We start from the raw sequence: 18,563 nt of genomic DNA on the forward strand, positions 1-18,563 counted from the left end.
TGCGCAACGTTATACGCAATACCCTAAAATTAAGAAGAAACTAAAGAACAATAAAAGAAGAAACATAATAAAACTTAATTGAAGGTGATAATTATGAAAGAATGGGACTACAGTAAGCCTTGGTTTCATGGCTCGCCATTATTTCTAAATGAATTACTAGTCGGAAGCACAATAACCCAAGATCGAGAGTTAGCAAGAATCTTTTCGCAGAAACCATCTATTGTTTCTTTTGATGAGAATGGCGCAAGATTTCATAATGGTAAGTTATGTGGATACATTTACATAATTGATGAGGAAATTATAAGTGAGGATGTATATCCACATCCAGCAACTACCATGAAACCTGGTGAAGAATGGCTCATAAAAAGAGGATTAAAAGTACTAAAGATAGATGAAACAAAAACAAGAGCGGAAGAACAACTTTCAGAGGAAGAGGAGGTAGAATTATTGGAAAAGCTAAATAACAGATAGCCCATAGCTTAGTCACAGAAGAGGGCACTGCGTATAACAATATATTCACGCCTCGGGCCATTCGGCCCTAGGTCAGGCAGGGGAATTGGGAGCAGCCGGACAACCCTGCACTAGCTAAGTCCGTCAGACCCGGCTGTAGCCCTTAAGCCAGTGAGGGTTCGTGAATACAAGAACGTTATCTGTAAGATTGAAAAATGATTAAAACTGTAAAAAGTAAAAGTATATATTATCTAATTATAGAGTTAATTCAATTGCAACGTTCTGTTGCTAGAGGGGTAAGTGATCAAGGTGCTAATTTTGATCCTGCTTATAATTATTGTTATGGGAGTAGCAATTATAGATGGGAGATTAAAAAAGAAACTTGAAAATGATAAAAGAATTATTGAAAGATTAGATGTGTTAATTAATGAAGTGAGAGATATCCGTAAAAAATAGAGAAATAATAATCACAAAAGAAAATAAAGGTTTATTGTTAATTGTAAATCGCTGAAACCTATCAAATTCAAATCAGATGGAAAATAGGATTAAGTGGACTTGTTTACAAAATGTTAATAAGAAATATTATGATTATCAATAAATAAGTTATAATTCAACGTGTTATTTCTGCTCGAAGAAAGTCAATCCATCAGATAACATAATATTCAAGCTGTGGCTCCGATGGAGTCTTGGTCTGCGGGAAGGAATTCAGAGAGGCAATTCAGCAGACAACCGTTGGGGTTCATGAATACAGGAACGTTAGATGAAATCCCCAATCAATAAAGACTAATACTTTTGAGTGCATTTCATTTTTAAGGGGGAAACATAAATGATAGAACTTAGGAAAATAACATTTGATAATTTTTCAGAATGTCTGGACTTAAGAGTTGAGGAAGAGCAAGGCAGATTTGTAGCATCTATTATATATACTCTTGCGGAATTGTATGTTGTTATAACAAATAAAAGCAGTTTTATTCCAATGCCATATGCGATTTATTGTAATGATAAGATGGTTGGATTTATCGCAATGTCATATGTTATTTCTGAGAGTGAAGATTCTGAAAATTATTATGACATATATAGATTTATGATAGATAAACGATATCAGCGCAAAGGATATGGCAAAAAAGCAATAGAAAAGTCAATTGAGTTACTTCGAACTTTGCCGCATGGAAAGGCCTCAGAAGTCGTGATTCTTTATTCGCCCGAGAATAAGGTAGCAAGGAAACTTTATTCTTCTCTTGGTTTTGTAGAAACAGGGGAGTTAGATGAAGACGGCGATATTTTCGCAAAACTGATCATATAAAGCAAGCAGGATTTCTATGTAGTAATTCGAAAAAATAAGGTGAATCATCTAATATCATATTAACGCATCTGGTATTCGCCCTAGGTCGCTAGGAGGGATATCGAGGGAGATGTGTCAGGCGACAATCCTGCACTGACTAAGTCCGTCGGACCCGTGCTGTCGCGCTTAAGCCAGTGAGTGTTCGTGAATACAAGAACGTTATAGGAAATCAAGAGAAAGCTTAATTAAATTATAAAGATTAGATAAATCATTAGTTAAGGACGGTGATTTCAATGAGTAGCTTGTTACTAACCTCTTGTGGTTTTTATACTGAAGATATTAAAAATCAATTTCTGGATTTTATTGATGGAGATATTTCTCAATTAAAAGTCTCAATTATTACAACAGCATCCCCTAGAAAAGAAACTAATAGATATGCACAAAGAGCAATGCAAGAGTTTAAGGACATGGGATTTCAGCATATCAATTTTGTAGATATTGAATTTGATGACCCGCAAATACTCTTACATAGAGATGTTATATATATTAATGGTGGGAATCCATTTACACTATTGTATTACGCTAAGAAAAGTGGTGCTGATGAAATTATCAAAACACTGGCCGCACAGAATGTAATTATAGTTGGAGTAAGTGCAGGAACGTTATTACTGGGGCCGAATATTAACATTGTCGATTTCTTTACTCCACAGATGAACACAATGAATTTAACGGATTTTAAGGCATTAGGTGTAACAGACAAGCTTATTTTTCCTCACTATGATCGAGAGGACATATTTAAAGATAGTACTAATAAAACAATTGAAGAGAGAATAGTAGAATTTGAATGCAATGAGAAATGTAAGGTGACAAGGCTTAAAGATGAAGAATATATCTCAATATTAATGAACCAAGCACATTGAAAGTGATAAATTCATTGAATGTAGCTCGAAGAAGCCCCTAAAATCTTGCCAACACCGTATTATCGCTGCGGGGCTACGCCCCTTGGTCTGCCAGAGGGTTCCGAGGAAGTAGCGTGGCAGCAGACACAACTCCTGCGAGGCTAAGTCTTCGACCCAATCTCTCGGGTTCGTGAATACAACAACGGTAGATAAAATAACGAAGAAGTTTATATTGGGAGTTGATTCATTGAAGTATTCAACTGTAGTTCTTGACTTGGACGGAACATTATTAAATTCAAAAAAAGAAGTATCTAAGAGAAATGTAGATGCGGTCTTATCTTGTTATCAGAAAGGAATCAGAATAATATTTGCAACAGCTCGACCGCCCAGGGCGGTTAATTGGTTGCTTCCACAAGGATTAGTAGATATCGGGGCTTTTGTATATTACAACGGAGCTCAAGTGATATGTAAGGAAACCAAGATAGAAATTAATGAATCAATCCCTGCTAATGTAACTACAGAAATTCTTGATTACTGTTTGAAGTGTGACCCTCAAATTGAACTGACTATGGAAGTGAAGGATGAGTGGTTTAGTTTAAGAGAGCTTGATTATATTAGCTCAATGAACACACAATCAAACCCCATAGTAAAACCCTTAAAAGAATTAAAGCAATATGATGCCACGAAGATACTTCTGACTGGCAATAATCACAATTCTGGATTGTTTGAAAAATTCGAGGGTAGAGTGAATATACTAATTACGGATAATAATAAATTAGTACAAATCATGCCTCTTCTGGCATCTAAGGAAATGGCAATTACTAAACTCTGTGAATTATATAATGTAGAATTGGATTCCGTTATTGTATTTGGTGATGATCATAATGATGTAGGCCTCTTTAAGATGGCGGGATATTCTATTGCTATGGGGAATGCGATTAGGGAATTGAAGGAAATTGCTGATGAAATAACCGTTAATAATGATGAAAACGGTGTTGCTGTAAGTTTAGAAAGATTTTGTGGGTAACTCAAGGTTACTTTATCTAACAGTACATTCATACACCGTCTCACTTGGTCCTCGGTCGCCAAGAAGGATATCGGAGAAGTTAATTAAGGCGACCCATTCAATCAGCTAAGTCTATTAACCCGTTCCCTACGGTAAGCTGCTTGAACGTCAGGAATACAACAACGTTTAGCCGAAAGAAGTTCTTATTTTAGGAGGGGTCTATATGATATTAGAAAAAGTTATAAATAGAATTGCAATACAAAGTGAATATAAAGATTTGGTTGATAAGTATGTGGATCATATTCTTAACGAATTCAAAGATAAGATTCATAGCATTTATATGTGTGGCTCGATTCCCAAAGGAACGGCTCAACCTTTTAAGTCAGATGCAGACTTTACTATTGTATGTGCAAATCCCCAAGATATTGATTACGAAAGATTGTCAAATATCAAAGACAGGCTGTTGGAAGAATATCCATTCGTCACTAAGATGGATACGATCATTTGCTCGATTGATGATGTATTAAGTAGACCGAATGATTGGGGTTTTTGGATTAAGATTATTTGTGTTTGCATACATGGGGAGGACATTGGTGAAAAAGTACCCCCGATCATAATTTCTCCAGAATTCATTTTAGACTTAAATACAGATACTAAGGAGGAAGTAGATCGTGTACATCGATCACTTTCTAATGTTAGTGATCACTCAATGAAAACTAGATATATTAAAGGTTACTCTAAGAGATTAATTCGTGCATTATATTCTTTGGTTTTAGAAGATACAGGGGTATGGGAAGATGAAATCATTAAGATGAAGAATGCCATATTAAACTATTGTGAGATTGACTCCGCTTTAGTTGAGTATCTATATGCTTGTTACTTGGATAGTAGCAATGTACTTGTTGAAGAGTTTTTGAGAATTGCAGATGAATTATATCGCTATTTTGAGAATGCTTTAAATACAATGGCTGCTTCCAGAAATTGATCGTAATCACCTTGAGAAGCGAGTGACCACATTCAGCCCCTTAGCCCGTCGGGACATCGCCAATACAAAACGTTATCTGAAACTTGCAAGATTGAAAGGAGAAAATATGATACTTGGGTTGTATGAAGCACATTTACCAGTAAGTAACTTACATCAATCTATCGAATTTTATTCTAAATTAGGATTAGAGCTGGCCTGGAGAGATGATGATACAGCGTTCTTCTGGATTGAAAAAGAAAAGAGTTGGGTCGGTCTATGGCAAGGCAAAGAGCATAAAACTTCTTATCATCCATCATTAAGGCATATAGCATTTCGAGTTAGTTATGAAGATCTTAGAGACAGTGTGAAATGGCTTCAAACTATTGAAATAGAGCCTGTCCCATTTGGAAAAAGAGATTCAATAAATCCATTTGTAAGGCCTAATCAGGGAAATGCTTCAGTCTACTTCAATGATCCAGATGGAAATAGTTTAGAATTAATGTGTTTTGTAAGTGTCCCTGAAAACTTAAAGAATATATCCAATAAATTATCAATCGAAGAATGGGAAGACCTTTTGAAGAGATAAAAACTAAAGAATGTATTTGGGGATTTAAAAGAGGTATCAGCATCAGATAACATAATATTCAGGCTGCGGCTCCTTCGGAGCCTTGGTCTACCGAATGAAAGCGTTTCATAAAAAATATTAAACTAAGTTGAACGTATGAATACAGAAACGTTAGGCGAAATAATGCTAGTGGAAGGAGATTTAAATGCATATTAGAGGAGTAATTCTTGAGGGGTACTCAAATGCCGGGAAGACTTCAGTATTAAAAGCAATTAAACGATATCAATCACAAGAAGAATCCTCAGAACGGAGCGTAGTTATCCTTGGAGAACATTATACTCAAATTTTGAATAATAAACATGGAGAATATGTAAGTCTAACCCGAGAAGGACATATTGAGTTACTTAAAGAGCGGGTTGAAATGCTAAAGAAACTTAACGAATGGGCAATTCAACTTGGTCCTGCATCTAGAGGATCTAGGGGACTATTTTATGTTCTGGAGAGGTTTCACTTAAATCATAGAGCTGCATTTGTAGATTCGGATTTGGATGAGATAAATAAAATAGAAGAACAGCTTGAGTCTTTAGGTGCCAGGTGTATTTTGCTTACAATCTCGCCCGAAGTTGTAGAAGAAAGAATTAAAAGTAGACAACCAGAAGAATGGATCTATAAAACAGAAGAAGAAGTAAGATCGTCGGTAAGTGAATTATTAAGAATCCAAAATGTATTAAGACATCAAGCTCAAATCTCAAGAGTGCCAACAATAGAAATCAATACAGATGATAAGAATTGGGATGAGTATGTAAGGGTAATCATGGAGGGCAACGACATTGCCTAACCAGATGTTCAAGCATTGTCGCTAGTGCTCCTTGGTCGGGTAGAAACTATAAACAGAAGAATGTATCCAGCCAGTCGTCGTGAACACAAAATGTTAGATGAAATCAGTTAAAATCAAAATCAATATGAGGTGCGTAATGGATCGTAAGATTATTCAAACCGCAAAAGAGATAGCAATAAGAATTATTCGCGAAGCAGGTCTAATCTCTAAAGAGAAGTTTGATAACTTTGTTGAACTGAGATCTAAAGATGAATTTGGGGATGTGGTTACTGAAGTAGATCATATCTGTGAAGAAATCATCATCAAACAAATACAAGGCGTATTTCCAAATCATCAGATACACAGTGAAGAGGCAGGGCTTATCGGAACTAAGCACGATTGGTTATGGTTAATTGATCCTTTAGACGGAACTAATAATTTTGCGATTGGTTTACCTGTTTTTACGATATCAATTACCTTAATGTACAAAAGAGAGCCTGTGCTTGGAGTGGTCTATGAACCTCTAACAGAACGTTTATTTGTATCTGTTATTGGTGAAGGGACAAGCTGCAATAATCGACAAATACAAATTAAGAGTAACCCGAATATTTTCAAAGGAAATATAGGTTGGATTCAAGGTCACAGAGTACAAAACGACCCACAAGCAGTAAAACTAAGACAATACATTGATATTAGATTTAAACGAATGTTAAGATTGTGGGCTCCAACGCTTCAATGGTGTATGTTGGCCAAAGGAGATATTGATGGAATTGTTCTGTACAATTCTGAAGGTGATGACTTGTATTCAGGTATCTTAATGGTTAAGGAAGCAGGGGGGCTTGTTATAGATTTTGAAGGAAATAAGTTTAATGGAATGAAAGAAGAACCTTATTTAATTGCATGTCACCCAGACCACAAAGAAGAACTATTGAAAATTGTAAGAGAAGGATTGAGCTAACACCTAGAAGCAACTGACTTCGGCTAACATTATATCCACGTTTGGGAGCCTGACAGTTCCTCGATCGGCGAGAAGCAATCGGCAGGGAAGAGAATTCAGCGGACACATCCGTACGACTAACCGCATCGCGCCCGCTCCAATTGGTCGCTTAAGTTGGTGGGAGGGTCGTGGATACAGTAACGTTATGCGCCATTAAAGGAGATAATTTATGAAAGGTAAGATACTCTTATTAGTTTTTATTACAATAGTGTTTTCATCTTGCCAAAATAGTAGTCAATCGACTACCTTGAACAGCGAAACTAAATCAAAAATGAATTCTGAACTGCCTCCTGATGAAGAGAGTACAGGTAATGGAACAGAACCGAAAGAAATAACTGAAGGTCGATCAGATGCTTCTAACAATGAAGTGTTATCCATGAGCATTGGGAACTATGAATTGAAAGGAGAATTTTATGATGAAATGCTTCGAAATCCTATAGATCATGATTATGAAGTGGAATTTAATGAGGCTCAAAATTCAAAAGAGATTATTACAACAATGGGATGGGGGGCGTTGGAAAGTAAATATACAGAGATTTGGGATAAAGAGTTGAATCAAATATATAAAAAGCTTCGTTCTAAGTTGGATAGAGAACCAAGAGAAGCACTAATCGAATCGCAGAAAGAATGGTTACAGTATCACTTAAAGGAAACAAAATTTGTAGAGAAGGCATTTATTAATAATGGTTACCTTGGATCAAAAGGATCGGTAAGCCTAGGCACGGTTATACGGGAGAGAATTAGGGAAAGAACAATGCAATTATTTGAATATCGATATTTGTTAGATGGTGAAGTTGAGTTTTTATACCAAAGTAAAAAATAAAGTTGGAATGTTTATTATAGGTTCTAGGTGATGCTTCGAAGAGAGTAACGGCGCATAATAATGTATTCAAGCTGTAGGGATACCACCCTTTGGTTGTAAGATGTATAATCATTGAAGAACACTTAGAAAATACGACTCAGCTTAAGATAAGAGCTATCTAAGGCTGGGTATTTTCGTGAACGTGCAGGACGTTATACGACAGAATCAAAAACAATAGAAAAGAGGGTCATATAGCCCTCTAAATACTAGAATTCTGCAATACACTAAATAGTTGTAGGGCATCTTTGCAACCTTGTATGTAGATACTTCTTTCTAGGATGGATTGGAGTGAGATTTGTGCGTCTTCGTAAAGAAAAACTGTATGTTGAAGTTTATCGGGCAAAGCATCACGAAGTGTTTTAAAATATTCATCTGTCTCCACAGAAAGCTGAGTGTACTCCCTATGACACTCCAGAAGATAGAATTATGGAGGGAAAAAGATGAACATAATCAAATGTAATATACGAGAACTCATGGCAGAACATCGAATAGATGATATAACAGAATTGATGGCAAAATCGGGCTTAAGCCGGAATTCGATCAATAAACTCTATAGGGAAACAAATATAGAAACAACAAAGCTGGAAACCTTATTCAAGCTATGCGATACATTTAATTGTAAATTATCTGATTTGATTGAATACGTACCAGGAGCAAAATAAATAGTGAAGGTCGATTTGAGAAACGATTCCGTCCTATAACATAATATTCATGCATTGCTCCTTCGGAGCCTGGGACTGCGGATGGATTTCGAGAAAATTTTCAACGGACACCCCCCTTTGGGGTTCATGATTACAGAAACGGTATCCAATACTCTCAATCAAAACAACAAGCATAGGAGCAATATTATGACAATCATTTTCAAAGAAATAAAAGACATTGATACACAGGCAATTCAAGAACTGTTTCATTCGGTGGACTGGAAATCAGGAGATTTCCCAGAAGATCTTAGACAAGCAATAAACAACTCGCATACGGTTATTACTGCATGGGATGATAACAAATTAGTTGGTTTAATAAATGCATTGTCTGACGGCGTGATGACAGTATATTTTCATTACATGTTAGTACACAAAGAATATCAATCATTAGGAATTGGAAAGAGAATGATGGAACAAATGCTTAGTCGATATTCTAATATCAAGACAAAAGTGCTTATATCTTATGATAGTGCAGAAAAATTCTATGGATTATTTGGATTTAAGCCAGAAGAAGGAACTAAAGCCATGTTTATTTCAGATATGGTATAGCATTGAAGTAAAGATTCCGATCAGATGAGAATTGATTATAGATGAATTTGTTTTTGAGAAGGTCCTATATAAAGCTTCAATTCGGATATGAAGGGATACCAGATGATAAGTTATAAACCATTTCAAAATTTATTGATTGACAGGGAGATTAAGAAGCAGGATTTATTAAAAATCACGGGGATCTCATCGGCAACGATGGCAAAACTTAATACGAATGAGTATGTATCGTTAGAAGTAATCGATAAATTATGTACGGCATTGGGATGTCAGCCTGGAAATCTATTGGAGCATATAGCAGATCAATGATGGGATGATAACATCTGCTGTTAACCAAAATTGAGATTCCGTCGTATGACATAAAGCAACGGCTCCTAACGGAGCCTTGGTCTGCTAAATGGATTTCGAAGTTGATATTTTGGCAGACACCTCCGAGAGTTTGTTGAACTGCATAAAAAAAGGAAGGTGATTAGAAATTCACTGCAATAAATTAAAGAGGAGAAGCTAATTATGTCTAGACCTTTAAGAATTCATATTATAGGTTCAACTGGTAGCGGAAAAACATACCTTGGTCAAGTTTTGTCAGAGAAGTTAAATATAAAAATTCACGAACTAGATACAGTCATGTGGAGCAGTAAAGTGAAGTTTTCAGGAAAGAATTCTCCAGACGTGAGAGATAAATTACTACATAAAATAATTGATAATGATAGTTGGATTGTAGAGGGAGTATATTATAAATGGCTTTCTGATAGCTTTTCAAGAGCAGATGTAATTTATTACCTAGACACTAATGTATTGATTCGACATTTTAGAATTATCATGAGATTTGTTAAACAAAGAATAGGCGCAGAAAGATCTATATACAAGCAAACATTAAGAGGACTAATTGAAATGCTTATTTGGAATCATAAATTTAATAGTACAAATCGGAAAGAAATCTGTAGTTTCTTGTCCCCTTATAAAGACAAAGTGATAATCATAAAAACCAACAGGCAAATGATAAGTTTACTCAATGAAGGCAGTGAAATCACATAACTCCGTATTTACACATCGGGATATACGTCCCTCTGTCAGCAGAAGTTTTGGTAGAGGACCAGGAGGTAATATAACAATTAAACGGTGGACATTGATCCTTGGGCCCAATAAGCAGTACACCCAGCCTACGCTGGGTCTTATATACAGAAAAGTATGTGAAATCGACGAAACTATTTAATGAGGGTGAACGATGAAGATAATAAGAGATAGGGAAGAACTTGAAGGAACTGGTTATATTGAAGTTTTACCCGGGAAGTACCTTGGGCAATGTTGGAATGAGGACTCAATTTACTTTGATGAGGAAGTATTCGGCTTTGTAGAGAAAACAATAGAAAATATATTTTCTGGATATGATCATTATGCATTTAACGAAATACATCGAAAAACGTGGGAGGTGATCCTTGAGGATTTGAAAACGCTTGCTAATCTCCTTGATGAAAAAGTAACAATGGAATTAATAAATGAACATGTATATTTCTTCTTTGGCAGTTCTAAAGATGAGTTTCAACAAGATTTTCTCAATAGTGTCCAGAGACTTCGTGAATTAATCATAGAGTTTGTTGTATGGATTAAAAAGCAATTAACCACTCATGATTATGTTTCAGTTCTAGGCATTTAGCTATTCCATTCGAGGGAGAGTGGTTATTTAAACCAACATAGGAGGAATTAGAATGAAATTTATTGTTTCTGCAAGTGTAATCGTTATCAATGAACATAATGAGATTTTACTCATGAAAGGTCGAAGAGGTTGGGAAATGCCTCAAGGTTGTGTTGAAGAAGGAGAGACTATTAGGCAGGCAGCAGTTCGAGAAGTGAAAGAGGAAACAGGGATTGACATTGAATTAATTAAATTTTGTGGTTTGTATCAGAACATAACGCGCGGTGTATGCAACAATATATTTACTGGAAAACCGATTGGTGGAGCTTTAACTACCAGTGATGAAAGTGAAGAAGTGGGCTACTTTACTTTAGAAGAAGCTGGGCAAATGATAACATGGGGGAATTTCTATGAAAGAATTCATAATGCATTAGATGAGAAAAGCCATCCTTTTTTGATTGAATTTTCAGAATAAGGTCACTCATTATGGTAGACTCCACCTTAAAGCCGCTCCTATCTTGGTTGGTGATGTTCTAGTCAAACACCATTCTACCTAAGATAGGGGCGATTTTTATATAATTGTACCTTTGTAACTCAGGTTTAATTGCGGTAGTTTCTAATCAAAATACAGATATGAGAGTAGTCTAATATAAGGAGCAGCCCGAGAATACAGGTTGCTTCTTTTTTTGCTTTTACACTTCGCAAATGGAACATTGTGGGTTATATTGGATATGATTTGGTTCTATAGTAGAGAAATGGAGAGGTGGTCAACCTTGGATGAAAATGTACGCTTTCCGATAGGACACTTTGAGCCAAGTCTTAAATTCTCTAATGAGGACCGAATCCACATCATTCGTCAAATTCCCGGAATTACGAAAACCTTAAGAGAGATTACACAACATCTCAATGATGATCAACTTTGTATTCCTTATCGTGATGGCGGTTGGACGATTACACAGATTGTGCACCACCTTGCGGACAATGACATGAACGCTTATATCAGATTTAAGAGAGCGTTAACTGAAGAGGAACCGATGGCAAGCTCATATCGAGAGGATTTATGGGCATCATTACTTGATTACAGGAATACGCCCATCGAAGATTCAATTTTGCTGATGGAGATACTGCACAAGCGATTTCTCACTCTGCTGCTTGGTTTACATCCCGATCAGTTTAGACGAACACTCCGAACAGAAGTGTTAGGTGCAATTACATTGGATATCGCGATTCAAAGATTTGTATGGCACGGGCAGCATCATATTGCTCAAATTAAATCTTGTATAACATCGCAAGGGTGGTAGGGTTTTATACATTTCAAGTGTGGAGGTAACATAATGGGGAAAGGAAGAATTCTAGGCATAGCATATAATGTAATTCCAGTGAAAGATTTGGAATTGTCAGCTGCCTGGTTTGTAAAGCATTTTGGATTTAACATTCGCCACCAACGCGAAGGATATTTGAGTTTATTTCGGGGTGATCGCCCAATTTTGGACTTGATTCAAAGCGACAATGAAACACGAGCGACATTTGAAGTGCATCAGAAAAAGAGATGGGTCATTACATTTTTCACTGATGACATTGGTTCTTTACATGACTACTTAACATCAGAGAATGTGAAAGTAGGGGCTGTTAGTGATGAGGGACAGTATGGGAAGTTTTTTGTGTTAGAAGATCTGGACGGTAACTTGTTTGATGTGTGGGAACACCGTGATTGTGAATTGAATTTCTGAGGAGCCTTGGTTTGCTGCTATCATTTACTGAGCATTTGTATGTAAACGGATTCAGAACTAGATGAGTGACTGCGTTTTAAATATAAAGTCAATTATAAGAAAACTAGATTAGGGAGATACAAATGTTGATTGAAGACGAAAAAGTATACCCTGATTGCGCAGTTGAAATTAGAATAGTTGACGTTGGCGGTTTAACAAAGCCAGAGCTTATTCAGAAACTGGACCAACACTCTATTTTATTAAATAAATATGGAGAACAGTTGTTAAATGATGAGAGATTTGTAGTTTCCGGTACAAAGCAAAGCTTGCAAACGGTTGAGTTGACCGTCAGACAACTTGGATTTTCAGATGGTGCTACGACTTTTCAGCTCTTTCGAAGAGCAAATGATCTTGGGTTAGAATGTTGTCCGGTTGAGTTAGGACCTTATCTAAGAATGCAATATTTGGATCAGCCCGAGATATGTTCTACCAATATTTCAGAGGGTAACAAAGCTCCGTCCGGCTCCATTACCATAGCATCTGCAGCCCTTACGGAGGATAATGAATTTCCAAAAGGTTTTTATCTCAGACGATTAAACGACAAGTTATGGTTACGAGGATATCTTGCCGACCATTTGCATATTTGGAGTCCTCATGATCGCTTTATCTTCTGTAGGGCTCGGCTTTCTATTGTATGAGGATCAGGAAGATGTTTTGAAAGCAAAGGAGTGAAGGACCAATGGATATCAAAAACAAAAGCGGAGATGTGCTTGGAAAAATTCAAATTGAATCCTTACGCAATGATAATGCGATTGACCGGATAGTCATTGACTTAAAGCCTGGTGAAGGGAAGGCGATATACACCGCAGATGTTACAGAGAACCAATTCACGCAACAGACCAATTATGCAGCTATTCCATGGGAAGACGGTTTGGAACAATTGCAGAAACATTATTCTCCATGGCAGCCGAAATTTCCGATTGATTCTGATATAGATGCCATTCATGTATTTTATGGATTTGATAATTTTACTCCGCAAGAAATCGATGAAATGATTGAAGAAAGTAACAGGTCAGGTAGAAATGTAGTGATACGAGACCTGAAGCCCAATAAGAAGGTTGTGGGCATCAGCATAACGTATAAAGAATACGGTGGTTATAAACTTAATATTTTCGGGACAACAAAGAGCCGGATCGCATTGTCTGATCATGATGGTACTAAGGTTAAACAGGTAGCCATACGTGGCGTCCAAGCATTTTATATTTTCAATAACGAAACTTCCCAATTGATATGGATCGAAGAGGATATGCATGGGAAGGCGTTGCAATACGAGATCAATGGTAGAAACATGTCAGAAGATCTTGTGATGAAGATTGCGAAGTCAATGAACGGATAAATGATGATGTTAATCTGAGTGAGGTGCAACGATGAGTTACAAAGCTATTCTCATAGACCAATTAAACGCCTGTTATCATGACAAGAGCTGGTTTATTCCACTTCATGATATTTTGACAGACCTCAATGCGGCGGAAGCCTCTTATGTAAAGAATGAGGGAGAGCATTCCATTTGGGCGATCGTCAATCATCTTATTTTCTGGAATGAGAAGTGGCTTGAGAGATATATTGCCGAACAGGTCAACGGGCAGAATTCAGTGAATAATGAGGATACATTCGAGATAGATACGTCTAACCTGAATGATGTGGAGTGGCGCAAGACATTACATAGACTGAAAACCGTGTTTAGTGATTGGAACAGGGCACTCGAAGATAGTGAAGAACATAAATTGACCCGTGAAATCCCTACCTATTTCAACGCGCCATGGTGGGGAATTGTATCAAATCTATGTATTCATAACGCCTATCATATTGGCCAGATCATGCTGCTCAAAAAATCAATGAAACACACGTAGTACACGCTGTATTACATTTATGAAATTATACTTAAGCAAAGGAAGATGACTATCATGGAAAAAGGCAAAATTATATTTTTGAACGGTGTAACCAGCTCTGGTAAAACTTCAATTGTAGAGGCGATGCAATCATACGATGATCCGTTTTTCTATGTTGTGGCTAATGATTTATTTGAAAATACGATTGGTGATAAACATCTTCAGACGGATTACTGGAAGTATCTGAGTGAAGCGATAGTAATGATGTATCATACGGCAAAAGTATTTTCAGACCATGGAAAGCATGTTCTGATTGATGGCATTCTTGTGGAAAGACCGGAGCTCGCGCCGCATTATGAACAAGTCAAACAGATTTTTGAAGGGTATCCACTGGATATCGTTGAACTGCACTGTCCTCTCGATATCTGTCGTCAGCGTAAAATTGAGCGTGGTGATCGCAGAGAAGAGCAATCGGATGAGCAACATCAAATTATGGCTAAACACATCAACTATAGCTATTCGATTGATACAAGTATGAACACACCGGAAGAATGTGCAGAGAAGATTATTGCAGCGCTGTTCAAGAACCATCATGAACCATTGAAAAATATGTAAAAATTATATTACGAAGCTGTAGCGGAATCGATATCTAGTAATAACTTTGTCTGCTTTAGTCTGGAGGATTAAATGAGGATTTCAATGGAGTTACAAACAAGAAAAAGTATAGTTCATGATTTAAAGTCAATGGGGATAAGGGAGGGCATGACGATAATCGTTCATTCCTCCTTCAAAGCAATAGGTAAGGTTATAGGCGGCCCGGTAAGTGTTATTTTAGCTCTGGAAGAAGCCGTTGGAACCAATGGAACCATTGTCATGCCCACTCAAACAGAACATCTTTGTGAACCTTCAGAGCATGACGCGAACCTGTCCTCAGCGGAAATTGAGTTCATCAAAGACAATATGCCTATTTATTATCCTGATTTAACCCCAACCTCGTATATGGGTATCATTTCTGAGGTGTTTCGGAGGCAAGATGGTGTGTTTCGAAGCTCACATCCGCATATGTCTTTTGCTGCCTGGGGGAAAGAGGCCAAACGGATAATGGAAGATCACAACTTGCATTATGCATTAAATGAGAAATCTCCGCTAGGAAAAATCTATGATTTGAGTGGATACATTCTGTTACTTGGTGCGCCTGAAAATAGTAACACCTCCTTGCACCTGGCCGAATATAAACAGCAGAATTCATTTGTTAAGCCAAAAGTCTGGGGAGTAAAAATGCTGGTGGATGGAATTGAGCAATGGACTACATACGATGATATTAACAATGAATCAGATGATTTTGAATTGATTTTTAATGAGTTTAAGATCCAGACTAACGCTGTTACCGAAGGAATGGTAGGGGAATCTGTGAGTTATCTGATACCCCAAAGAGAGATGGTTGATTATGCTTTGGGATGGATGAATCGTAACCGAAGAGAACATATCGAGCAGTGAATCATTTCAAAAAAGATAGAAGGGGGAAATGTAATCATGACTAAAGAGATTGAACATTTGCTTCAAAATTTTGAAGAATGGGCGTTGTTTGTCAAGACGATGAATCATCTTGAAGAGAAGACCTGGAATTCCAGTATGGAAGAAGGGAAATGGACGATAAAATCCATCGTCAGTCATATCATGTTATGGGACCGATATTTTTACAAGGAAGCGATTGAGAAGATTGCTCTGAAGCAGCCAGTTACGTTGAAACATATGAATTTTGAAGAGTTTAATCGCAAAGCTATTGAATTTAGTAACCGCACAGAGACGTCCGAAATCGTAAACAAGGCTATCACGTACCGCCATAAAATTATGAATGACATTCGAGGGTTATCGGAGGAACAGCTTCATCAGACGTATTTGGACGCAGAGGGGAACGTATTTTATATTCCCCAATACCTTAAAGATTTTATATGGCATGACCAGCATCATATGGAACCGTTGAAGAAATATCTTGCCAACCTTGAAGCATAAAGGATTTAGCAGGCAGGGGGTGACACGGAACACAGCATGTTGCTTGCTTTGAATATAATATGTATCCCAAACCAGGGAGGGATTGTAGTGAGTACTCATACAATTGAATTAACTCAGGAAAATCTGATTGGTTCATTTACCAATGAGGTAACTCCCATTTTGAGCGTGAAATCTGGTGACTCTATTCGTTTTCAGACGCTGGATGCGGGCTGGGGAACAGGGGTGAGTTATGCGGAACGCATGAAACCTTTTGATCGTCAAGGTGAAAAAGATGGAGGTCATGCCTTAATCGGTCCGATCTATATCGATGAGGCGAAGCAAGGACAGACGTTGGAGATTGTTTTTAATGAGATCGTACCCGGGAGTTACGGGTTTACTTCCGCTGGCGAATATCCGAACTGGCAGAACCAGAAGTTACATCTAACAGAGATTGAAGAACTGTCGCTGAACTGGACACTTGATCGCCAAACGATGAATGGAACCTGTGAAATAAAAGGAAAGTCCTTCACTGTATCTCTCTCGCCGTTTATGGGTGTAGTGGGCATGCCGCCAGATTCAGGTGGGATTCATACGACTTGGCCACCTCGCTATTGTGGAGGAAACATCGACTGCAAGGAACTGGTGCAGGGAAGTAAATTATATTTACCTATCCCCGTAGACGGGGGTTATCTCGCGATTGGTGATGGTCATGCACTGCAGGGAGACGGTGAAGTCAGCTGTCAGGCCATTGAATGTCCGATGAAAGTGGTGGATGTCACGCTTAATGTGATTGATGATATGATTTTGACCAATCCTCGTGCACATACGCCATCCGGCTGGATTACCTTCGGTTTTCATGAAGATCTGAATGAGGCTACGGTTGAAGCATTAGACGGGATGCTCAATCTGATGGGTGAGTTGTATGGACTAGATCGAGTGGAAGCGATTGCACTTGGAAGCGCGGTAATTGACCTGCGTATCACCCAAATTGTGAATGGCGTTAAGGGTGTGCATGCTGTCCTTCCGCATGACGCTTTTAAGTGACTTAAGGCCTGTTATACGTCGTATTAGTTGAACTCGGGGGTCGATAAAATGAAAGGCAGACCACAGATCGTTTTAGATATCGCAGGGGTTTTGTTAAGTAATATGTCGTTGACGTGCTGGAAAGATATGAGTGAGGAAACCAACCTATCGGCAGAATCTTTGAAAGTACATTTTGCAGGAATCAAACGAAAGCTCTGGACAGGAATGATGAGGGAAGAAGAGTTCTGGCAATCGTTGAAGGAGATGTATCCCGAATTATCAATAAGCCGAGCGAAGGACATCTTATACAATTCAATTGTTCCCTTACCAGCCGCTCAATACCTTGAGTGATGGAGTGAGTTCGCAGATATCCATCTACTCAGCAATCATTGTAAGGAATGGATTGAGCCGAATCTGAGCTGTTTAAGCTCATTTACCAAAAGTGTAACCATCTCTAATCAAGTGGGTTTATGCAAACCTGAGATTGAGATATACCAACGGGTCAAAACCCTCCTGGCAGCTGGAGAAGAGGTTCTATTTATAGATGATCAAGAGAAAAATTTACATTCTGCTAAGCTACTTGGTTGGAAGACTTTACTGGCTGACGAAGAAGGAGATTGGGTTAATGAAGTTGAGTCATTGCTAATTTAGAATGTAATCCAGAAACAGTAATAGAACAGCATGCATAACTGGCACACCGTGCATAACCGCTAAACTCCAAATTGCTTTAGATGATGATCTAAATGCTTGTATATGCCCTTACCCCATTGCTCGGCTGTTAATTTTCCGAAGAAGGGATGGGGGTGGCGGGAGAAATTTTCTGAAGCACCTTGTTGAAAGATATTAATCTGCTGCTCAAGCTTTTCTTTTTCTGCCATAAACTGTCGTTGGTCATCAATAATGATTGTCGGGATCGTAGACATATTATGGGGCAAGGGCTTGTCATTATAAAACATTGGTTTTGCGAACCGTCCTATAAGTCTTCCAAGTAATCCTCTAGGTGGAAAAGCATTTCCTAAGGGGATATCATGAAATGCTGAACAGTGAGCCAGCATTTGAGAGACCTGCATCGTGCCCCATTCAGGGATGGATTTTTCACTAAGTTGATCCATGCGCTCTGTAATTTCAGCAGCATTCATCGTATCAAATATACTTTTCACAAGAACACCTCATTCCTCCAGGATATAAAATTTGAACTTAAACTATCATCATTCTCTTATTGAAAGGT

The 18,563-nt window shown here is 37.8% G+C and carries 26 protein-coding genes; 25 read left to right on the forward strand and 1 reads right to left on the reverse strand.

Features of this window, described 5'->3' with window-relative positions; genetic code table 11:
• Positions 1-93 precede the first annotated feature (93 nt).
• From MHI55_RS12680 to MHI55_RS12800, 25 genes are all read left to right on the forward strand, one after another.
• Entirely contained in the window at positions 94-471 is a 378-nt protein-coding gene (locus MHI55_RS12680; protein WP_076249760.1) for a hypothetical protein, read from the forward strand.
• Positions 472-1,276: 805 nt separating this feature from the next.
• Positions 1,277-1,753: a GNAT family N-acetyltransferase gene (locus tag MHI55_RS12685; RefSeq protein WP_076249759.1), complete on the forward strand. Its 477-nt coding sequence runs from the start codon at positions 1,277-1,279 to the stop codon at positions 1,751-1,753.
• Positions 1,754-2,025: 272 nt separating this feature from the next.
• Entirely contained in the window at positions 2,026-2,652 is a 627-nt protein-coding gene (locus MHI55_RS12690) for a Type 1 glutamine amidotransferase-like domain-containing protein (RefSeq protein WP_076249758.1), read from the forward strand.
• A gap of 169 nt (positions 2,653-2,821) precedes the next feature.
• Positions 2,822-3,658 carry a Cof-type HAD-IIB family hydrolase gene (locus MHI55_RS12695; protein WP_083684237.1) on the forward strand — a complete coding sequence of 279 codons (837 nt, stop codon included), beginning with the start codon at positions 2,822-2,824 and terminating at the stop codon, positions 3,656-3,658.
• 202 nt (positions 3,659-3,860) lie between these two features.
• Positions 3,861-4,622 carry a nucleotidyltransferase domain-containing protein gene (locus MHI55_RS12700; protein ID WP_076249756.1) on the forward strand — a complete coding sequence of 254 codons (762 nt, stop codon included), beginning with the start codon at positions 3,861-3,863 and terminating at the stop codon, positions 4,620-4,622.
• 106 nt (positions 4,623-4,728) lie between these two features.
• On the forward strand, positions 4,729-5,187 hold the full coding sequence (locus tag MHI55_RS12705; RefSeq protein WP_076249755.1) for a VOC family protein: 459 nt from the start codon (positions 4,729-4,731) through the stop codon (positions 5,185-5,187).
• Positions 5,188-5,371: 184 nt separating this feature from the next.
• Positions 5,372-6,004, forward strand: a complete 633-nt coding sequence (locus MHI55_RS12710; RefSeq protein ID WP_076249754.1) for a hypothetical protein — start codon at positions 5,372-5,374, stop codon at positions 6,002-6,004.
• Between the two features lie 136 nt (positions 6,005-6,140).
• The gene (locus MHI55_RS12715) at positions 6,141-6,941 is read left to right on the forward strand and encodes an inositol monophosphatase (protein WP_076249753.1); all 801 of its coding nucleotides are present in this window, start codon (positions 6,141-6,143) and stop codon (positions 6,939-6,941) included.
• Positions 6,942-7,149: 208 nt separating this feature from the next.
• On the forward strand, positions 7,150-7,803 hold the full coding sequence (locus MHI55_RS12720; RefSeq protein ID WP_036670467.1) for a lysozyme inhibitor LprI family protein: 654 nt from the start codon (positions 7,150-7,152) through the stop codon (positions 7,801-7,803).
• A 479-nt stretch (positions 7,804-8,282) separates the two neighbouring features.
• Positions 8,283-8,504 (forward strand): helix-turn-helix transcriptional regulator, encoded by a 222-nt coding sequence (locus MHI55_RS12725; protein WP_174806439.1) that lies wholly within the window; start codon positions 8,283-8,285, stop codon positions 8,502-8,504.
• Positions 8,505-8,690: 186 nt separating this feature from the next.
• A complete protein-coding gene (locus tag MHI55_RS12730) occupies positions 8,691-9,092 on the forward strand; it encodes a GNAT family N-acetyltransferase (RefSeq protein WP_076249971.1) in 402 nt (133 codons plus the stop codon).
• 102 nt (positions 9,093-9,194) lie between these two features.
• On the forward strand, positions 9,195-9,398 hold the full coding sequence (locus MHI55_RS12735; RefSeq protein ID WP_076249752.1) for a helix-turn-helix transcriptional regulator: 204 nt from the start codon (positions 9,195-9,197) through the stop codon (positions 9,396-9,398).
• Between the two features lie 201 nt (positions 9,399-9,599).
• Positions 9,600-10,124 carry a hypothetical protein gene (locus MHI55_RS12740; protein WP_076249751.1) on the forward strand — a complete coding sequence of 175 codons (525 nt, stop codon included), beginning with the start codon at positions 9,600-9,602 and terminating at the stop codon, positions 10,122-10,124.
• A gap of 190 nt (positions 10,125-10,314) precedes the next feature.
• On the forward strand, positions 10,315-10,743 hold the full coding sequence (locus MHI55_RS12745; RefSeq protein ID WP_076249750.1) for a hypothetical protein: 429 nt from the start codon (positions 10,315-10,317) through the stop codon (positions 10,741-10,743).
• Between the two features lie 52 nt (positions 10,744-10,795).
• The gene (locus MHI55_RS12750) at positions 10,796-11,197 is read left to right on the forward strand and encodes an NUDIX hydrolase (RefSeq protein ID WP_076249749.1); all 402 of its coding nucleotides are present in this window, start codon (positions 10,796-10,798) and stop codon (positions 11,195-11,197) included.
• A 298-nt stretch (positions 11,198-11,495) separates the two neighbouring features.
• Positions 11,496-12,023: a YfiT family bacillithiol transferase gene (locus tag MHI55_RS12755; RefSeq protein ID WP_256719969.1), complete on the forward strand. Its 528-nt coding sequence runs from the start codon at positions 11,496-11,498 to the stop codon at positions 12,021-12,023.
• A 33-nt stretch (positions 12,024-12,056) separates the two neighbouring features.
• Entirely contained in the window at positions 12,057-12,452 is a 396-nt protein-coding gene (locus tag MHI55_RS12760) for a VOC family protein (protein WP_076249748.1), read from the forward strand.
• A 122-nt stretch (positions 12,453-12,574) separates the two neighbouring features.
• Positions 12,575-13,129 carry a helicase gene (locus MHI55_RS12765; protein WP_076249747.1) on the forward strand — a complete coding sequence of 185 codons (555 nt, stop codon included), beginning with the start codon at positions 12,575-12,577 and terminating at the stop codon, positions 13,127-13,129.
• Positions 13,130-13,170: 41 nt separating this feature from the next.
• Positions 13,171-13,827, forward strand: coding sequence for a DUF4367 domain-containing protein (locus tag MHI55_RS12770; RefSeq protein WP_076249746.1), 657 nt, complete (start codon positions 13,171-13,173; stop codon positions 13,825-13,827).
• Between the two features lie 31 nt (positions 13,828-13,858).
• Entirely contained in the window at positions 13,859-14,341 is a 483-nt protein-coding gene (locus tag MHI55_RS12775) for a DinB family protein (RefSeq protein ID WP_076249745.1), read from the forward strand.
• A 54-nt stretch (positions 14,342-14,395) separates the two neighbouring features.
• Positions 14,396-14,935: an AAA family ATPase gene (locus tag MHI55_RS12780; RefSeq protein ID WP_076249744.1), complete on the forward strand. Its 540-nt coding sequence runs from the start codon at positions 14,396-14,398 to the stop codon at positions 14,933-14,935.
• Positions 14,936-15,019: 84 nt separating this feature from the next.
• Positions 15,020-15,817, forward strand: a complete 798-nt coding sequence (locus MHI55_RS12785; protein ID WP_179087827.1) for an AAC(3) family N-acetyltransferase — start codon at positions 15,020-15,022, stop codon at positions 15,815-15,817.
• A 36-nt stretch (positions 15,818-15,853) separates the two neighbouring features.
• Complete coding sequence (locus MHI55_RS12790) at positions 15,854-16,333, forward strand: DinB family protein (protein WP_076249742.1); 480 nt, start codon at positions 15,854-15,856, stop codon at positions 16,331-16,333.
• Between the two features lie 87 nt (positions 16,334-16,420).
• Positions 16,421-17,356 (forward strand): acetamidase/formamidase family protein, encoded by a 936-nt coding sequence (locus tag MHI55_RS12795; RefSeq protein WP_101313452.1) that lies wholly within the window; start codon positions 16,421-16,423, stop codon positions 17,354-17,356.
• A gap of 48 nt (positions 17,357-17,404) precedes the next feature.
• The gene (locus MHI55_RS12800; protein WP_083684236.1) at positions 17,405-17,686 is read left to right on the forward strand and encodes a hypothetical protein; all 282 of its coding nucleotides are present in this window, start codon (positions 17,405-17,407) and stop codon (positions 17,684-17,686) included.
• Between the two features lie 359 nt (positions 17,687-18,045).
• Here MHI55_RS12800 and MHI55_RS12805 read toward each other — a convergent pair whose 3' ends face one another.
• A complete protein-coding gene (locus tag MHI55_RS12805) occupies positions 18,046-18,495 on the reverse strand; it encodes a DUF1569 domain-containing protein (RefSeq protein ID WP_076249741.1) in 450 nt (149 codons plus the stop codon).
• Positions 18,496-18,563: the final 68 nt, after the last annotated feature.

Origin of the sequence: Paenibacillus sp. FSL E2-0151 (assembly GCF_037993015.1) — a bacterium.
Lineage (GTDB): Bacteria > Bacillota > Bacilli > Paenibacillales > Paenibacillaceae > Paenibacillus > Paenibacillus amylolyticus.

Coding starts and splice junctions, on each gene's coding strand:
- MHI55_RS12715 (WP_076249753.1), top strand. CDS start 6,141: ATGGATCGTAAGATTATTCAAACCGCAAAAGAGATAGCAATAAGAATT.
- MHI55_RS12740 (WP_076249751.1), top strand. CDS start 9,600: ATGTCTAGACCTTTAAGAATTCATATTATAGGTTCAACTGGTAGCGGA.
- MHI55_RS12720 (WP_036670467.1), top strand. CDS start 7,150: ATGAAAGGTAAGATACTCTTATTAGTTTTTATTACAATAGTGTTTTCA.
- MHI55_RS12790 (WP_076249742.1), top strand. CDS start 15,854: ATGACTAAAGAGATTGAACATTTGCTTCAAAATTTTGAAGAATGGGCG.
- MHI55_RS12700 (WP_076249756.1), top strand. CDS start 3,861: ATGATATTAGAAAAAGTTATAAATAGAATTGCAATACAAAGTGAATAT.
- MHI55_RS12780 (WP_076249744.1), top strand. CDS start 14,396: ATGGAAAAAGGCAAAATTATATTTTTGAACGGTGTAACCAGCTCTGGT.
- MHI55_RS12735 (WP_076249752.1), top strand. CDS start 9,195: ATGATAAGTTATAAACCATTTCAAAATTTATTGATTGACAGGGAGATT.
- MHI55_RS12725 (WP_174806439.1), top strand. CDS start 8,283: ATGAACATAATCAAATGTAATATACGAGAACTCATGGCAGAACATCGA.
- MHI55_RS12800 (WP_083684236.1), top strand. CDS start 17,405: ATGAAAGGCAGACCACAGATCGTTTTAGATATCGCAGGGGTTTTGTTA.
- MHI55_RS12745 (WP_076249750.1), top strand. CDS start 10,315: ATGAAGATAATAAGAGATAGGGAAGAACTTGAAGGAACTGGTTATATT.
- MHI55_RS12785 (WP_179087827.1), top strand. CDS start 15,020: ATGGAGTTACAAACAAGAAAAAGTATAGTTCATGATTTAAAGTCAATG.
- MHI55_RS12775 (WP_076249745.1), top strand. CDS start 13,859: ATGAGTTACAAAGCTATTCTCATAGACCAATTAAACGCCTGTTATCAT.
- MHI55_RS12685 (WP_076249759.1), top strand. CDS start 1,277: ATGATAGAACTTAGGAAAATAACATTTGATAATTTTTCAGAATGTCTG.
- MHI55_RS12760 (WP_076249748.1), top strand. CDS start 12,057: ATGGGGAAAGGAAGAATTCTAGGCATAGCATATAATGTAATTCCAGTG.
- MHI55_RS12770 (WP_076249746.1), top strand. CDS start 13,171: ATGGATATCAAAAACAAAAGCGGAGATGTGCTTGGAAAAATTCAAATT.
- MHI55_RS12765 (WP_076249747.1), top strand. CDS start 12,575: ATGTTGATTGAAGACGAAAAAGTATACCCTGATTGCGCAGTTGAAATT.
- MHI55_RS12750 (WP_076249749.1), top strand. CDS start 10,796: ATGAAATTTATTGTTTCTGCAAGTGTAATCGTTATCAATGAACATAAT.
- MHI55_RS12680 (WP_076249760.1), top strand. CDS start 94: ATGAAAGAATGGGACTACAGTAAGCCTTGGTTTCATGGCTCGCCATTA.
- MHI55_RS12690 (WP_076249758.1), top strand. CDS start 2,026: ATGAGTAGCTTGTTACTAACCTCTTGTGGTTTTTATACTGAAGATATT.
- MHI55_RS12710 (WP_076249754.1), top strand. CDS start 5,372: ATGCATATTAGAGGAGTAATTCTTGAGGGGTACTCAAATGCCGGGAAG.
- MHI55_RS12705 (WP_076249755.1), top strand. CDS start 4,729: ATGATACTTGGGTTGTATGAAGCACATTTACCAGTAAGTAACTTACAT.
- MHI55_RS12730 (WP_076249971.1), top strand. CDS start 8,691: ATGACAATCATTTTCAAAGAAATAAAAGACATTGATACACAGGCAATT.